This is a genomic window from Micromonospora sp. NPDC048986 (genome assembly GCF_040649335.1).
GTDB classification, from domain to species: Bacteria; Actinomycetota; Actinomycetes; order Mycobacteriales; family Micromonosporaceae; genus Micromonospora; species Micromonospora alfalfae.
Map to the genome: position 1 here is coordinate 13,584 of NZ_JBEZFJ010000002.1, position 16,489 is coordinate 30,072.

The window sequence follows — 16,489 nt, forward strand, 5'->3', positions numbered from 1 at the left end:
GCCTGCCAGGCGCGGGGGGGGGCCCCGGGGGGGGGGGGGGGGGGGGCGGGGGGGGGGGGGGCCCCCCCCCCCCGGCCGGTGGGGTCTAGCGGGCCGAGCAGGCGGGGCTGAGGCTGCCGGCGGTGCCGTTGGCCTGGAAGCCGTACTCGGTGGACTGTCCGGCGCCGACCTGGCCGTTGTACGACACGTTCGTCCAGGTTGTCGAGCCGCTGTTACCGCTGCGGTCGGCGCTCCACGCGTTGGTGACCGTTGCGCCCGACGGCAGCGCGATCGTCACCGTCCAGCCGTTGAGTGCGGACGAGCCGGCCGTCACTCGAACATTCGCCACGAAGCCACCCGTCCACTGGTTCACCGACACCGTCGCCGTGCACCCACCCGTGCCCGGAGGCGGGGTCGTGGGCGGGTCGGTCGGCGGGTCGGTCGGCGGGTCGGTCGGCGGGTCCGTGGGCGTGGTGCCGTTGTTCAGCGCGGCGAGAACCGCGTCGTACGCGGGCTTCTTCGAGCCGTTGCTGTTGAACAGCAGCGGGGTCTGCGAAGCGCGCCAGGAGTCACTGTCGCGGATCCCCCACACAGTGATGCCGTTGCAGCGGGCCACTGCCAGGCAGTCCTCGACGACGCTGCGGTAGGTGTTCGCCGAAGCGCCCTGGATGTCCAACTCGGTGATCTGCACGTCCACGCCGAGCGCCGCGAAGCTCGACAGCGTGGTGCGGTAGTTGCTCACGTACGGGGAGTCGTTGTTGAAGTGCGACTGGAAGCCCACGCAGTCGATCGGCACGCCACGGGCCTTGAAGTCGCGCACCATGTTGTAGACGCCCTGGGTCTTGGCGTGCGTCCAGTTGTCGGTGTTGTAGTCGTTGTAGCAGAGCTTCGCGCCCGGATCGGCGGCACGCGCCGCCCGGAACGCCGCCTCGATCCAGTCGTTGCCGGTGCGCTGGAGGTTGGAGTCGCGACGACCTCCGGAGCTGCCGTCGGCGAACGCCTCGTTCACCACGTCCCACGCCACCACCTGACCGCGGAAGTGGGTGGCCACCTGCGTCACGTGATTGAGCATCGCCTGGCGCAGCGCGCTGCCGCTCATGCTCTCCATCCAGCCGGGCTGCTGCGAATGCCACGCCAGGGTGTGACCCCGCACGCTCATCCCGCGGCTGCGGGCGTGGTTGACGATCTGGTCCGCGGCCCCGTAGCTGAACTGATTCTGCTGCGGCTCGGTGGCGTTCATCTTCATTTCGTTCTCGGCGGTCACCATGTTGAACTCACGGTTCAAAATCGTGGTGTACGCACTGTCGGAGAGCTTGAATCCGGCCACCGCCGTACCGAAGTACCGACCCTTCTCGGCGGCGGACGCACCGAGCGTCGTCCCCGCGGAGGCGGGTGCCGTCGCAAACAGCGCCATGCCGGCGGCGAGGGCACCCACGCCGGCCACCGCGATGGCGGCTCTGGATGCCGCCTTCCATCTCGTACTTCTCATCGTGTGACTCCTTCTAGGGGTGGTGGGGTGGGAAAGGGAAATCAGGACACCGAACACGCGGCGCCGTTGAGGGCGAACGACGTGGGCTTGCCGGTGCCACCCTCGTGCGTGGCCTGGAAGCCGATCTCGACCGACGCGTTCGGGGCGATGGTGTTGTTGTAGGAGACGTTGCGGGCGGTCACCGCACCGCTCGCCGGGGCGTACTGGGCGTTCCAGCCGCTGGTGATTCGCTGCCCGCTGGGCAGCGTGAAGGTCAGCGCCCAGCCGTTCACTGCGGTGGCGCCGGTGTTGGTGATGGCCACGCTCGCGGTGAGGCCGCTGTTCCAGGCGTTGACCGTGTAGCCGACCCGGCAGGCGCCCTCGGTCGGGGGCGGCGTCGTCGGGGGCGGAGTGGTCGGCGGCGGCGTGGTCGGGGGCGGAGTGGTCGGGGGCGGCGTCGTCGGCGGCGGGGTGGTCGGCGGCGCGGTGCCGTCCAGCCCGAAGAAGCGGATCACCTGCGCGGCGTCGACCGGCAGGTTGTGCGTGACACCCTGCATGCTGATCGCCTCGACCGGCGCCATCGGAGCGCTGCTGCCGTACCGGGTGCGGGTGTAGCCGGACTGCGGGGAGTCGGTGTACGCCGGGGTCTGACTCAGCCCGTGCACGTTGGTCCACTGCTTGACCTGCTCACCGAAGTTCGGGTAGCGCAGCGTCTCGTCGTTGGTGCCGTGCCAGATCTGCATCCGGGGCCGCTGGCCGGTGTAGCCGGGGTATGCCTCCCGGACCAGGTCACCCCACTGCTGCGCGGTCCGGATGAGTTGTCCGTTGGCGCACTGGCTGTTCCACTCCGAGGTGCCGCCGGTGGCGAAGCAGGCGAACGGCACCCCGGCGAACGATGCGCCCGCAGCGAACACGTCCGGGTAGACGCCCAGCATGACGTTGGTCATCATCGCGCCCGAAGAGGTGCCGGTGGCGAAGATTCGCGCGGGGTCGGCGGAGTAGCGCTGCCGCACGTAGTCGACCATCGACATCAGCCCGACCGGGTCGCTGCCGCCGCCACGGCGTAGCGCCTGCGGTGAGTAGACGTCCCAGCACTTGCTGCTGCGGGTTGCCGACGGGTAGATCACGATGAACCCGTACCGGTCCGCGAGGGAGGCGTACTGGGTGCCCGAGTGGAACGCGGGGCCCGTGCCGGTGCAGTAGTGCATGGCCAGGAGGATCGCCGGTCGGGCGGCCACCCGGTCCGGGACGTACAGGTGCATCTGCAGGTTGGTGGGGTTGGTGCCGAAGTTGGTCACCTGCGTGAGCGTCGCCGCCGACGCGGGGGTGGCGAACGTCAACGCGGCGGCGGCCAGTGTCACCGCCGCCATGACGACGCCAAGCATTTTTGTCTTCAGTGTCATCGTCGCGATCCCTTGCGAAAAAGGCGCGTGGAAGGGGACTTAAGTCGAGGACTGCCCTTCGCCCGACCTTGACCGCGGCTCGCGTGACCATGTCAGCTTCAATCGAGCACACTCGATTGTCAAGACTTCCGGAAACCTTTCGCCGCAATGTATCCGGCGGTCACCTGCGCAACAATGGGGAAAGACGGGCATGATCAGCACCGATGGGTGGCGATAAATTATCGGGACGTTTTCGGAACCTGCGAGGCCGCTGGGGCGCACGGCACGAGGGCGGCCCGACCGGATGGCCGGGCCGCCCTCGCCGCCGCTCAGAAGATGTCCCGCCCTCGCTCGTCCGGCACCCCGGACTTGCGGAAGAAGTACGTGTTGATCTGGTCGCGCCACTCGGTGGCGCAGCGCACCTGCTCCTCGAGGCGTTCGGCGACCCGCTCGTACACGCTCGGGTCGATCATGCCGGTCAACGTCTGCCACCTCCGTCGCATCGCCGTCACCTCCTCGACCCCCGCGAAGTGGGTGTCGTAGATGTGCTGGATGACTGTCGAGCCGCTGTGCAGCACGTGCCCGTACGGCACGTGGTGGAAGAAGAGCAACAGCTCGTCGGGGCAGGTCTCGGGTGACTCGTACACCTGGGCCCAGTACGGCGGGTACTGGCTGGCGAAGCCGGTGCCCGACGCGCGGCTGCGGTCCACGCCGACACCGTCACGGTCGGCGAAGTGGTAGGTGCCCCACCGGGTGTACTCGTACCCGTCGACGCCGGGACCGTAGTGGTCGCCGGGGTTGACCATGAAGCCGACGCCCAACGGGGCGGTGTAGCGCTCGTACGTGCGCCACGAGTCGTCCATGATCTCGTGCAGGGTCCGCCGCACCAGCTCCGCGTCGGCGGTCGCCGACGGCGGGAAGGTCAGCGTGATCCACTCGTCGAGGATCGCCGTCGGGTCCCGCCGAGGGTCCCAGGCCAGCCGGCCGAACGTGTACAGGTTGGCCTGTGCCAACGGATGCCCGGTCCAGAAGAGGTCGTCGCCGACGTTGGCGACGGCGACCATCCCGCCGCCGGCCGCAGTCTCCCCCGTGACAACGTCGGCGATCGTCCGCCCACCCGGCCCCCAGGGGGAGAAGCCGAGCACCTCACTCCACAACGGGCCGAGGTGGCAGACGTGCCGCTGTTGGCCCGTGTACTCCTGGGTGACCTGCAACTCCACCGCCACCCGGGTCGCCGGCATCGCGGCGAGCACCGGCGAGACCGGCTCCCGCGTCTGGAAGTCCACCGGGCCGAACTTCACCTGGACCACCACGTTGGTGCGGAACCGCCCGTCGAGCGGGGCGAAGTGGTCGTACGCGGCCCGCGCCCGGTCGGTGGACCGGTCCCGCCAGTCCTGGTGGTGGTTGTAGACGAACGCCCGCCAGTGCACCACTCCCCCGTACGGGGCGAGGGCCTCGGCCAGCAGGTTCGCCCCGTCGGAGTGGTCGCGGCCGTACGTGAACGGGCCTGGTTGCCCCTCCGAGTCGGCCTTCACCAGATAGCCGCCGAAGTCCGGGATGCGGTCGTAGACCCGCCGTGTGGCAGCAGCCCACCAGGCCCGCACAGTCTCGTCCAGGGGGTCGGCGGTCGGCAGGCCGGAGAGGACCACCGGAGCGGCGAAACTGACCGACAGGTGCACCCGGATGCCGTACGGGCGCAGCGCGTCCGCGATCTCGGCCACGTCGCCGAGCCGCTCGGTGAGCAGCAGCGCCTCGGTGCGGGCCACGTTGACGTTGTTCACCGAGATCGCGTTGACCCCGCAGGAGGCCAACAGCCGCCCGTACTCCCGTACCCGGGCCAGGTCGCCGCGCGGACGGCCGTCCTGCCAGAAGATCGAGCCGCCCGCGTACCCCCGTTCGACCTGGCCCATCACCGGGTGCACCGCCACGTTGTCCCAGTGGTTCAGCATTCGTCGGCGCAGCGCCGGCCGGTGCCGCTCCGGGGGTCGGGCCGGGTCGAAGGCCGCCGCGCAGAGCCGGACCACGTGGAAGAGCCCGTACAGCAGGCCTGCGGGCGCGTCGGCCAGCACCGCTGTCACGTCGCCGGCCCGCGCCAAGACGAAACCCTCGTCGCCGAGCGTCCCGCCGTCGCCCAGCTCGACCAGCGCCGCCTCGCCGGCGGCGCGTGCCGCCTCCACCGCCGGGTTGGGCAGCTCAGCGGCGTCGCGCAGGGCGAGCACCAGGTCGACGTCGACGTCCCAGGACGGGGAGTGCCACACCCGTCCGCCGTAACGGGCGCAGGCGCGGGAGACCTCGTTGAGGACGGTGTCGACGAGCAACCCCTCGCCGTGCAGGAGGATGCGACGCGCACCGAGCGACCGGAACGCCTCCGGGGGCAGCCAGGCCGGATGGACGCGCGGCTCGTCACCGTCCATCGGCTCCTCGACGAACATCAGCTGCTCCAACTCCACCGACTCTTCGGCGTTCACCGGTCCTCCTCCAGCACGACAACCCCGTACGCCGGCAGCCGCAGGGCACCGCCGGCGGCCACACGGTCGCCGGTGAGCCTGTCGACGCCGCCGGTCCGGGCGGTCACCTCGACCGGCTCGGCGCGGTGGTTGAGCAGAAACAGCAGCCGCGACCCGTCCGCCGCGACCCGGACGGCGGATTCCAGGTCCGGCACGTCCGGGTAGGGCCCGAGCAGGTCGTGCCGGGCGAGCACCTGGCGCACCACCCAGGACACCCCGGCCTGGTCCAGCCCGGCGGCCACGTACCAGCCGTCACCGGCGCCGAAGGAGTTGCGGGTCACCGCCGGGGTACCCGCGTAGAAGTCGGCCCGGTAGGTGCCGACGACCTGCGCGCCCTGCGGGATCACCAGCTCGAACAGCAGTCGCGCCTCGACGTCCACCTGATCCACGCCGTCGCCGAGGCGGACCGGGTTGACCACCTCCGGGCCGCGGGCGTCCCACTCGTCGACCCGGACACCCATGAGCTGCCCGAGCGGGCCCGGCACGTCCATCAGGAACGCCTGGTCGTTCTCGTCCACCCGGCCGGACAGGTAGGTGGTCAGCACCGACCCGCCGCGCGTCGCCACCGCCTCCAGCCGCTGCGGCAGGTCACCCTTGAGCAGGTGCAGGGCCGGGGCCACCACCACGTCGTAGCGGGACAGGTCGGCGGTCACCGCGACGACGTCCAGGTCCACACCGGCGTCCCATAGTGCCCTGTGGTACGCGAGCACCACCTGCTGGTAGCGGACCAGCCGGGACGGGCCGTCGGACAGCTCCAACGCCCACCAGCTGTCCCAGTCGAACAGCAGCGCCACCCGGGCCGGGGTCCGCGCGCCCAACGACGCCGGGCCGAGCCGTTCCAGTTCGGCGCCCAGCTCGGCGACCTCCCGGAACACCCGGGTGTCGGAGCGACCGGCGTGCCCGATGACAGCGCCGTGGTACTTCTCGCTGGCCCCACGGGAGGCACGCAGTTGGAAGAAGAGCACAGCGTCGGCGCCGTGCGCCACGGCCTGCCAACTCCACAGCCGCATCAGGCCGGGGCGTTTCAACGGGTTGACGTCGCGGCACGCGGTGAAGCTCGGGGTCTGTTCCATCAGCCAGAACGGCTGGCCGTCCTTGAGCCCGCGCATCAGGTCGTGGGTCAGCGCCATCCGGGCCGCCGACTCGTCGTCGGGCGGGTAGTTGTCCCAGGAGACGAAGTCCAGATGAGGGGCCCAGCGGTGGTAGTCGATCGGCCGGTACATGCCCATGAAGTTCGTGGTCACCGGCAGCGTCGGGCTGGACTCCCGGATGGCCGCCTTCTCGTCGCGGAAGTTGGTCAGCATCGCGTCGGAGGTGAACCGCAGGTAGTCGAGGGTGATGCCCGGGAACGCGGTGTGGTCCGGGCCGCGCCAGTGCTCGGTCAGCGCCGACGGCGGCTCGATCTCGTCCCAGTCGGTGAAGGTGTGCGACCAGAAGGTGGTGTACCAGGCCTCGTTCAGCTCGTCGAGGGTGCCGTAGCGGTGGCGCAGCCAGCCCCGGAAGCCGTCCGCGCACAGCGCGCAGTAGCAGGCGCCGCCGTACTCGTTGCCGACGTGCCAGGCGAGCACCGCCGGTGTGTCGGCGTAGCGGCGGGCGACCCGGCGGGCCAGCTCCGTGGAGAGCCGCCGGAAGACCGGAGAGCTGGGGCAGGAGTTGTGTCGCTGACCGAAGCGGTGCTTGCGGCCCTCGAAGTCGGTCCGGGTCACCTCGGGGTACGCCCTCGCCAACCACGGCGGGTGGGCTCCGGTGCCGGTGGCCAGGCAGATCCCGCGTCCCTCGGCACTGGCCCGCTCGACGATCCTGTCCAGCAGCGCGAAGTCGTAGGTGCCCTCGGCGGGCTGGGTGAGCGCCCAGTCGAACACGCCGAGGGTGACCAGGTCGATCCGTGCGCTGTCGAAGAGACGGTAGTCCTGCTTCCACACGTCCTCGGGCCACTGCTCCGGGTTGTAGTCGCCCCCGAAGGGCACCTTGGCACTGAGGGGCAGGCTCATGCGGTGAACTCCTTCCGGATCAGGTGGATCATCGGGTCGCTGACGCGCAGGTACGCCAGCGCCGCGATGGACGCGAGCAGCATCAACACCGCCTCGGAGAAGACCGCGGTGATCCCGGCCGCCGCGGTCAGCAGCAGGGCGTTGCCGACGGCGACACCGGGGGTACGCAGCAGGAAGTGCGCGGCCAGCCGGAGCACGTCCCGGGTGCGGAAGTCGAACAGCGAGGTGATCACCAGGGCGTTGGCCGCGCAGAGCGTCACGCCCACTCCGATCAGGACCAGCGGCACCGCCCACCAGCTCGACAGGCCGACCGCGCCGCGGTAGGCGAGGTTCACGGCGAGCACTGCCAGCCACAGCAGCGTCGGCACCCAGACGCGCAGCACACCGAGCACGTTGGCCCGGTAGCCACGCCAGAACACGCTGGCCGGACGCAGGTCGGTCAGGTCGGCCCGCTGGTGACGCAGGGCGTACAGGGCGGCGGAGACCGCCGGGCCGACCGGTACCAGGAGGAGCGCGGCCAGCGGCAGGTTGCTGCGGTCGCGGCCCAGCAGAAGCAGCGGGAGCAGGGCGGGCAACGTGGTGAGCAGCAGGAGCAGCTCGACCACGAGCAGGATGTAGACGCGCGAGGTGATCCGCGACAGTGGTCCGTCGCCGAACTGTCGCCGGGTCTGCGTCGCGCCACTCACCGTCGCTCCCTCCGGTCGACTCAGCTGATCCGTGGTCGCCGGGGGTCCGGTCGGGCCGCGACAGGCCGCCCGACCGGACCTCCGCTGGTCAGCCGTTCTTCTTCTGGAACCGCTCGTACGCCTTGTTGACCAGGTCGATGTACTGGTCGGAGTTCTTGGCCTTCAGCTCGGCCACGTACGCGTCCCACTCGCTGAGGGGGCGCTGGCCCAGGGCGAACTTCAGCGTGTTCTGGGTGACAAAGTCCTTCAGCGGGGTCTCCCAGAGCGACACCTGCTCGCGTTCCTCGTCGGTGAACGGGCGCGGCGGGGGGACCTCCCTCGGCTTGCGGGCGTCCATCACCTTCTGGAACTCCAGTTCCTCCGGTGAGAAGAAGCCACGGACCAGGTCGGGGCTGCCGCCGTAGGCGAAGACGCCGTTCTGGAAGCCGAAGTCCTTCTGCAGGTGCTTGGGCGCCTTCGGGTTGAGGCCGAGGAAGTCGACGCCGGGGTTGAGCGAGCGCTTGCCGGACGCGTCCTTGGTGAAGGTGGTGCCCTCGATGCCCCAGCGGGCGAACTCCAGGCCCGCGTCCGAATACCACAACCAGTCGATGAACTGCATCATGGCCACGAAGTTCTTGCTCTCCCGGGCCTTCGTGGAGATCATGATGCCGTTCTCCAAGCGGGGGAACGGGTTGACCTCACCGGCCGGGCCGATCGGCAGCGGGATCTTGGCCATCTTGGCGTTCGGCAGCGTCTTGGCCAGGTCGGGCCGGTGGTTGTTGACAAGCGTCTGCGCGTTGCCGGTGACCACGAAGGACTTGCCGTTGGCGAGCTTCTGGCGTGCCTGGTCGTCGGTCTGGGTGAAGCTCTCCGGGTCGAGCAGGCCCTCGGCGACGAGCTTGTGCAGGAAGGTCACCATCTGCTTGTACTGCTCGGACGCGCCGGTGTAGCTGAACTTCTTCGCCGCCGGATCCCAGGTCGCGTGCTGGTAGTCCCAACCCGCGTAGGTGCCGTGGGCCGAGCCGAGGAGGTTCAGCAACGCGCCGGTCGGGTTGGGCTTGCTGAACAGGTCGGAGTACGGGTAGACGTTGGGGTACTTCGCCTTCATCGCCTTGAGCACGGTGTACAGCTCGTCCCAGGTCTTCGGGACCGCCAGGTTGAGCTCCTGCATGATGTCGGTGCGCACCAGCACCGTGTAGTCCTGCGTGGGCTTCTCGTGGAGGCCGGGCAGCAGGTAGAACTTACCGTCGGCCTGCCGCAGGTTGTCGATTTCCGGCTGGAGGTTCCACTTGCTGATTTTGTCCTTGAGGTTGGGCATCAGATCCAGGTAGTCGCTCACCGGGAGGATCGCCCCGGAGGCCACGAACGCGTCCTCCTGCGGGTGGTACGTCTTCGGGATGATCAGCGGGGCGTCGCCGGCGCCGATCAGCAGGCTGCGCTTCTGCTCGTAGTCGCTCAGCGGCACGGCCACCGGATCGATCTTGACGTTGGTCCGCTTGGTGAGCTCCGACCAGAACAGCCAGTCCTCCTTGAGCGGGTAGAACGTGTGGTTGTTGTAGAGGGTGGAGAAGGAGAGCGCCTCGGTGGCCTTGAACTGGTCACCGATGCCGTAGTTGGCCATCGCGCCGACCCGGTTCTCGGAGAGGTCAGTCGACTCACCGGGGTCCTCGGAACAGGCGGTGGCAAGGGAGAGCGCAAGCAGACCCGCGGTGGCCAATGCCACGCGGCGCCACGTCTTGTGGAGCATGGCTCGTCCTTTCGGTGGTGGGGATTCGAGGGGAAGCGGTGTGGCGCCCAGCGTCATCCCTTGACCGCGCCGAGCATCACGCCGCGGACGAAGTACCGCTGAACGAAGGGGTAGATCGCCAGGATCGGCAGTGTGGTGAGCACGATCGTCACGGCCTGGAGGGTGGCCGCGGCCTGAACCTTGTCGGCGTCGGCCGCGGCCGACTCGGCGCTCGTGGCGCCCGCGATGAGATTGCGGAGGTACACGGTGACCGGCAGCAGATCCTGCTGGTCGATGTAGAGGAACGCGGTGAACCACGAGTTCCAGAAGGAGACCGCGTAGAAGAGCACCATCGTCGCGATGATCGCCTTCGACAGCGGCAGCACGATCCGCAGCAGGATGCCGTACGTGTTCAGCCCGTCGACCGCCGCGGCCTCCTCCAGCTCGCTCGGCAGACTCTCGAAGAACGCCTTCATGACCAGCAGGTTGAACACGCTGATGGCGTTGGGGATCACCACGGCCCAGATGGTGTTCTTCATGCCCAGGCTGGTGACCAGCACGTAGTTGGGAATCAGGCCACCGGAGAAGAACATGGTGAACAGCGCGACACCGATGAGGAAGGGGCGCCCCTTGAGCTGCGGTTTCGACAGCACGTACGCGTAACACGTGGTCAGCACGATCGAGATGAGTGTGGCGACCACCGTGTACACCACAGTGTTGCGGTAGTTCGTCCAGAACATCGCGTCCGACATCAGCAGCTTGTACGCCGTCAGGTCGAACCCACGCGGGAAGATGGTCACCTTGCCGGCGATGATGTAGGCCTCTTCGCTGAGCGAGCGGGCCACGATGTTGAGGAACGGGTACAGCGTCACGACCACGACGCCGAGCAGGACGATCGTGTTGACCACCCGGAAGATCCGGTAACCCCGGCTGTCCACCGGCCCGCGGGTCTTCGGGGCGTCGATCTTCGTACCGAGGGTCACCACAGGCTCGTCCCCACAGTGCGACGGGAGATGACGTTCGCCGACAGGACGAGAATCAGCCCGATCACCGCCTCGAAGAGGCCGATGGCTGCCGCGTAGCTGAAGTTGCTCGACTGGAAGCCCATCCGGAACAGATAGGTGGAGACCACGTCGGCTGTCGGATACGTCAACGGGTTGTAGAGCAGCAGGATCTTCTCGAACCCGACCGCCAGGAAGCTGCCGATGTTGAGGATCAGCAGGGTCACCATCGTCGGACGGATGCCGGGCAAGGTGACGTGCCAGGTCTGCCGCAGCCGGCCGGCGCCGTCGATCCGGGCGGCCTCGTACAGGTCCTCGTCGATGGTGGTGAGGGCCGCGAGGTAGAGGATCGTGCCCCACCCGACGGTCTGCCAGACCTCGGACGAGACGTAGATGGTGCGGAACCACTCCGGCCTCTGCAGGAACGCGACCGGGTCGCCGCCGAACAGGTTGACGATCTGGTTGGCGGTGCCCTCGATCGAGGTCAACTGCATGACCATCGCCGCCACGATCACGATCGACAGGAAGTGCGGCAGGTAGGACACGGACTGGACGAACCGTTTGAAGCGGCGGGCCCGGACCTCGTTGAGCAGCAGCGCCAGGACGATCGGCAGCGGGAAGCAGAACAGCAGGGTCAGCGTCCCGAGCACCAGGGTGTTGGTGAACACCTCCCAGAACGTCGGGTCGGTGAGGAACATCCGGAAGTAGCGCAGCCCGACCCAGTACTCACCGAAGATGCTGCCGCCCGGCTTGAACCGACGGAACGCGATGATGTTGCCGATCATCGGCAGGTACCGGAAGACCAGGAAGAACAGCAGCGGCAGGATGGCGAGGGAGTAGAGCTGCCAGTCCCGCCGCAGCGCCTGCCGCCAACTGCGACGGCGTCGCGGCGAGCGTGGGGCAGGGCTCTGCGCCTGCTGGGGAGAGCTCGGCGGTGCCGGCGGCGGTGGCCGCAGGGTGGATGTCATCCGTGGCCTCCTATGCCGACTGTGCAACGGCCACGAGGGGCTCGACCCGCACCGAGGTGAGCAGTTCCCGCTCGAAACCGACCTGGCGCTCGGTGCCGACCAGCCGCAGCGGCAGGGCCGCCGCCACGTCGCCGCTCGATCGGCCGAACCGCAGCTCGACGTCGCCGGGCTCGACGATCCGTTGGCCGGTCAGCCCGGTGAACGACGCCACGTCGGCCGGTACGCCGAACGTCACGTGCGCCACCTCGCCGGGCGCCAACGGCAGCCGGGTGTAGCCGATCAGCCGGACCACCGGACGGGTGGTCTGCGCGACCGGGTCGTGCAGGTAGAGCTGCACGACCTCGGTGCCGGCCCGCTCACCGGTGTTGGCGACGGTGATCCGCACCCGCGCCTCGCCGTCGACCGGCCAGGCAGTCGGATCTTCGCCCGGTCCGACCACCGTCGCGTCGGACCACTCGAAGGTGGTGTAGCTCAGCCCGTGGCCGAACGGGTACGCCGGAGTCGGGTCGATCGAGGAGACCTTGTTGCGCCGGCCGAGCGGCGGCGCCAGATAGGTGCTCGGCAGCCCGCCGGCGTCGCGGGGAACGCTGACCGGCAGCCGCCCGGAGGGATTGACCGCGCCGGTGAGCACCTCGGCGAGCGCCTGCCCACCGAGCTGACCGAGGAAGAACGCCTGCACCACGGCCGCCGCGCCGTCGAACTCCGGACCGAGCGCGTACGGGCGGCCGGCCATCGACACCAGGACGACCGGGGTGCCGGTGGCGAGGACGGCGCGGACGAGGTCGCTTTGCACGCCGGGTAGTCGCAGGTCGACGGCGTCGCAGCCCTCACCGGAGGTGCCCCGGCCGAACATTCCCGCCCGGTCGCCGACGGCCAGCACGCACACGTCGGCGGCAGCGGCCGCGGCGACCGCGGCCGGGATGCCCGAGGTGTCCTCGCCGGTGATGGCGCAGCCGGGCTCGTGGGTGAGCAGCGGGACGCGTCGGGCCAACTCGTCGCGCACTGTGGGGATGCGCAGCCCGAGCCCGAAGTCGCTGTGGTGGACGCCCACGTGGTTGGGGAACGAATAGCAGCCGAGCATGGCCATCGGGTCGTCGGCGAGCGGACCGACCAGGGCGACCCGGCTACCCACTGGCAGCGGGAGCACGTCGGCGTTGCGCAGCAGGACGACTGACTCCCGGGCGAGGCGAAGGGCGACGTCCCGGCTGGCCTCGTCGTCGAAGCGCAGGGACGCCACGTCGTCGGGCAGTTCCTGCCAGCCCTCGTCGAGCAGACCGAGCTCGATCTTCTGGATCAGCACCCGACGCAGCGCGCAGTCGATCAGCGCCTCGTCGACCTCGCCGCGGCGAGCCGCCTGCACCAGCGGTTCGCCGAAGGCATCCACCGTGGGCAGCTCGACGTCGATTCCGGCCCGCAGGGCGAGCCGGGCCGCGTCGGCGGCATCTTCGGCGACTCCGTGCAGGGTCTGGAGGAACCGTACGGCGAAGTAGTCGGCCACCACGGTGCCGGTGAAGCCCCACTCGTCACGCAACAATCCGGTCAGCAGCCCACGGTCGGCCGCGACGGGCAGGCCGTCGATCTCGGCGTAGGAGTTCATCACCGAGCGGGCGCCGCCGAGGCGCAGCGCCATCTCGAACGGCGGCAGAATGACGTCGGCCAGCTCGCGCGCACCCATCGGCACCGGAGCGAGGTTGCGTCCGCCTCGGGAGGCGGAGTAGCCGGCGAAGTGTTTCAGCGTGGCCACCACGCCGGCCCGCTCCAGGCCCCGCACGTAGGCGGCACCTGTCGTCCCGACCAGGTAGGGATCCTCGCCGATCGTCTCCTCGGTGCGGCCCCAGCGGTAGTCCCGGGTGACGTCCAGCACCGGGGCGAGGCCCTGATGCACACCGGCGGCGCGCATCGACCGCCCGATCCGGTCGGCCATCGCCTCGACCAGTTCGGGGTCGAAGGACGCGCCCCAGCTGAGCGGAGTCGGGTAGACGGTGGCCCGCCACGCCGCGAACCCGGTGAGGCACTCCTCGTGCACCTGCCCCGGAATGCCGAACCGGCTGGCGGCGACGATCTGCGCCTGCGAGACCGCCAGCGACCGGGCGCCGGACACCGGGTCGACCGGGGCGGTGCCGAACGGGCGGGTCAACTGGCCCAACCCGTACCGGATGACAGTGCTCCACTGCGGCAACTCGCTGATCATGTCCGACTGGTGTGGTGCGACGCCCTCGCCGCTGGCGTCGGCGCCGACCCAGACCCCGACAAGCTGGGCGATCTTCTCTTCGACTGACATCATCGGCAGGAGCGCCTCGGCTCGCTCGGTCGGCGACAGCCGCTGATCTCGCCACGGCGCGGTGCCGCCGTCCTCGAGCGACTGACTGCTCATGCCCTGACCCCTTAGCTCCGGCCACATCCCCGTGCCCTGGTGGAACCGGCTCCGCGGCGGACCTTTCTCACGATCCGAAACTTTCCGGAAACCTGCGTAACCTTTTCGGCAACCTAAGTGGCCCATCGATGCCTGTCAAGAGTCTCAATCGAACCACCAGGGGGTGTTTCCTGCACACGGTGACCCCACCATTGGCGCTCCGTCGTCGACAAGCCGCGCAATGTCCGTGAATGCGCAGCCCGACAGCGGCACGCACTGGTGTGAATGTCTCGTCATGTTAAGGTCGCCCGAAACTTTCGGATGTTGTATGAGGCCGCGATGACAGAGCACCGCCCGCTCGACCCACCCGCCTCCACCACCATCGCGACCATCGCCAACGATGTCGGCGTCTCGGTCGCGACAGTGTCCAAGGTCCTCAACGGACGCGGCGACGTCGCCCCCGGCACCAGAGCCCGGGTGGAGGCGAGCCTCGACCGCCACCAGTACCAGCGCCGCGCCCGGCGACACGCGACCAGCGGCGGCCGGGTGGACCTCGTGTTCCACGAGTTCGACACGGGTTGGGCGATGGAGATCCTGCGGGGCGTCGAGGCGGTGACCTCCGCGGCCGGCATCGGGCTGTCGATCGCCCAGCTCGACGGCGCGCACCGCCCGCCGACACGATGGTTGGAGGCGTTACTCGCCGACCGCCCCCTGGGCGTGGTGTTCGTCCTCTCCCACCTGGCCGAGGCCCAACAGCAGCACCTGCGCCGGCAGGGCATTCCGTTCGTCGTCGTCGACACCGACAGTGCCACCTCGGCCTCCGTGCCGACCGTCGGGTCGAACAACTGGAACGGTGGCCTGCTCGCCGCCCGGCACCTGCTGGAGCTGGGGCACCGACGGATCGCCATCATCTCCGGGCCACCCGACGTGCTGTGCAGCCGAGCGCGCGCCGCCGGCTTCCAGTCGGCCCACGACGAAGCCGGGATAGTGGTCGACCGCGAGCTGATCCGCTACGGCAGTTTCTCCGCCGGAGCCGGGCACGCCCACGGGCTGCAACTGCTCCAGCGGCCGGACCGACCCACGGCGATCTTCGCCGGGTCGGACATCCAGGCCATGGGAGTGCTCCGGGCCGCCCGTCAGTGCGGCCTGCGGGTGCCCGAGGACCTCTCCGTGATCGGGTACGACAACCTGCCGGTCTCGGCCTGGACCGACCCGGCGCTCACCACGATCAACCAACCGTTGCGCGACATGGCCGGCATCGCCACCCAGATGTTGCTCGACCTGACCAGGGGAAACGAGCCGGCGACCAGCCGGATCGACCTGGTGACCGAGCTGGTCGTCCGGGAGAGCACCGCGCCCCCCGTCCACCCGCACTGACCCCGGCCCCTGCGAGGACCCGTGCCCCACTCCGCCTCCACCTTCGACGAACTCCAGCGGTACGCACCCGAGGTCGCCGAACCCGACGACTTCGACGAGTTCTGGCGGGACACGCTCGCCGAGGCGGCCGCCGTACCGGTGCTCGTCGAGGTCCGCTCCGAACCCACCGACCTGCTGCTGCTCGACTCCTGGGACGTCTCGTTCGCCGGCTTCGGCGGTGAACCGGTCCGCGCCTGGTACACGCGCCCGGCCGGGGTTCGAGAGCCGCTGCCGGCAGTGGTCGAGTACGCCGGCTACGGTCGCGGGCGCGGCCTGCCCCACGAGCGGCCGACCTGGGCGGTGGCCGGGTACGCGCACCTGCTGATGGACAACCGGGGCCAGGCGGGGCAGCACGGTGCCGGGGACACCCCCGACCCGCACGGCGCGCCCGGCGGGCCCTGGCCGGCCACCTGGGGGATCCTCGATCCGCGCGACTACCACTACCGCCGTCTGATCACCGACGCGGTGCGGGCTGTCGAGGCGGTCCGCGCGCTGCCGGGGGTCGACGGTGACCGGGTCACTGTGGTCGGCAACAGCCAGGGCGGCGGCATCGCCCTGGCGGTGGCGGGTCTCGTCGAGGATCTCAGCGCGGTGCTGACCACCGCCCCGTTCCTGTGCGACATGCGCCGGGCCGTCGCGCTCACCGATCTCGCGCCGTACGGAGAGATCGCCCGGTACCTCGCTGTGCACCGGGAGGCCGAGCAGGCGGTGTGGCGCACCCTGTCCTATGTCGACGGGGTGAGCTTCGCGCGTCGGGCGACGGCTCCGGCGCACTTCGGGGTGGGTCAACGCGACACGGTCTGCCCGCCGCGAACCGCCTTCGCCGCCTACAACCACTACGGCGCCGCGAACGGGAGGCCGGTCCCGCCCGAGCGGGAGATGCACGTCTACCCGTTCAACGGCCATGAGGGCGGCGAGGCCGTGCACGTCCGGCGTCAGCTGCGCTGGCTGCGTTCCGTGCTCCAGCCAGGCCGAAAGTAGCGGCTCAGGCATCGCCGAATGACGATGCATTGCCGGTGTTAGCGATAACACG

General features: G+C 69.7%; 11 protein-coding genes. 2 read left to right on the top strand and 9 right to left on the bottom strand.

The genetic code is table 11. The annotated features are described in order from the left end of the window. Positions 1-85: 85 nt before the first annotated feature. The 9 genes from AB0B94_RS05180 to AB0B94_RS05220 form a co-directional block, all read right to left on the bottom strand. Complete coding sequence (locus tag AB0B94_RS05180) at positions 86-1,468, bottom strand: endo-1,4-beta-xylanase (protein ID WP_357268483.1); 1,383 nt, start codon at positions 1,466-1,468, stop codon at positions 86-88. 41 nt (positions 1,469-1,509) lie between these two features. Next, complete coding sequence (locus AB0B94_RS05185) at positions 1,510-2,850, bottom strand: PHB depolymerase family esterase (protein ID WP_357268485.1); 1,341 nt, start codon at positions 2,848-2,850, stop codon at positions 1,510-1,512. 308 nt (positions 2,851-3,158) lie between these two features. Continuing rightward, on the bottom strand, positions 3,159-5,297 hold the full coding sequence (locus tag AB0B94_RS05190) for an alpha-glucuronidase (protein WP_357268487.1): 2,139 nt from the start codon (positions 5,295-5,297) through the stop codon (positions 3,159-3,161). Further along, positions 5,294-7,327, bottom strand: a complete 2,034-nt coding sequence (locus AB0B94_RS05195; RefSeq protein ID WP_357268489.1) for a beta-galactosidase — start codon at positions 7,325-7,327, stop codon at positions 5,294-5,296. The genes AB0B94_RS05190 and AB0B94_RS05195 overlap by 4 nt, the downstream gene beginning before the upstream one ends. Beyond that, the gene (locus AB0B94_RS05200; RefSeq protein WP_357268491.1) at positions 7,324-8,013 is read right to left on the bottom strand and encodes a DUF624 domain-containing protein; all 690 of its coding nucleotides are present in this window, start codon (positions 8,011-8,013) and stop codon (positions 7,324-7,326) included. The genes AB0B94_RS05195 and AB0B94_RS05200 overlap by 4 nt, the downstream gene beginning before the upstream one ends. Before the next feature lie 88 nt (positions 8,014-8,101). Then, positions 8,102-9,739: an extracellular solute-binding protein gene (locus AB0B94_RS05205; RefSeq protein WP_357268493.1), complete on the bottom strand. Its 1,638-nt coding sequence runs from the start codon at positions 9,737-9,739 to the stop codon at positions 8,102-8,104. A 53-nt stretch (positions 9,740-9,792) separates the two neighbouring features. Beyond that, positions 9,793-10,701, bottom strand: a complete 909-nt coding sequence (locus AB0B94_RS05210; protein WP_357268495.1) for a carbohydrate ABC transporter permease — start codon at positions 10,699-10,701, stop codon at positions 9,793-9,795. After that, positions 10,698-11,687 (bottom strand): ABC transporter permease subunit, encoded by a 990-nt coding sequence (locus AB0B94_RS05215; RefSeq protein ID WP_357268497.1) that lies wholly within the window; start codon positions 11,685-11,687, stop codon positions 10,698-10,700. The genes AB0B94_RS05210 and AB0B94_RS05215 overlap by 4 nt, the downstream gene beginning before the upstream one ends. Positions 11,688-11,697: 10 nt before the next feature. Next, complete coding sequence (locus AB0B94_RS05220) at positions 11,698-14,061, bottom strand: glycoside hydrolase family 3 N-terminal domain-containing protein (protein ID WP_357268499.1); 2,364 nt, start codon at positions 14,059-14,061, stop codon at positions 11,698-11,700. A gap of 318 nt (positions 14,062-14,379) precedes the next feature. Here AB0B94_RS05220 and AB0B94_RS05225 point away from each other — a divergent pair, with 318 nt between their 5' ends. Further along, positions 14,380-15,417 carry a LacI family DNA-binding transcriptional regulator gene (locus AB0B94_RS05225; RefSeq protein ID WP_357268501.1) on the top strand — a complete coding sequence of 346 codons (1,038 nt, stop codon included), beginning with the start codon at positions 14,380-14,382 and terminating at the stop codon, positions 15,415-15,417. Positions 15,418-15,438: 21 nt separating this feature from the next. Further along, the gene (locus AB0B94_RS05230; protein WP_357268503.1) at positions 15,439-16,437 is read left to right on the top strand and encodes an acetylxylan esterase; all 999 of its coding nucleotides are present in this window, start codon (positions 15,439-15,441) and stop codon (positions 16,435-16,437) included. Positions 16,438-16,489 lie beyond the last annotated feature (52 nt).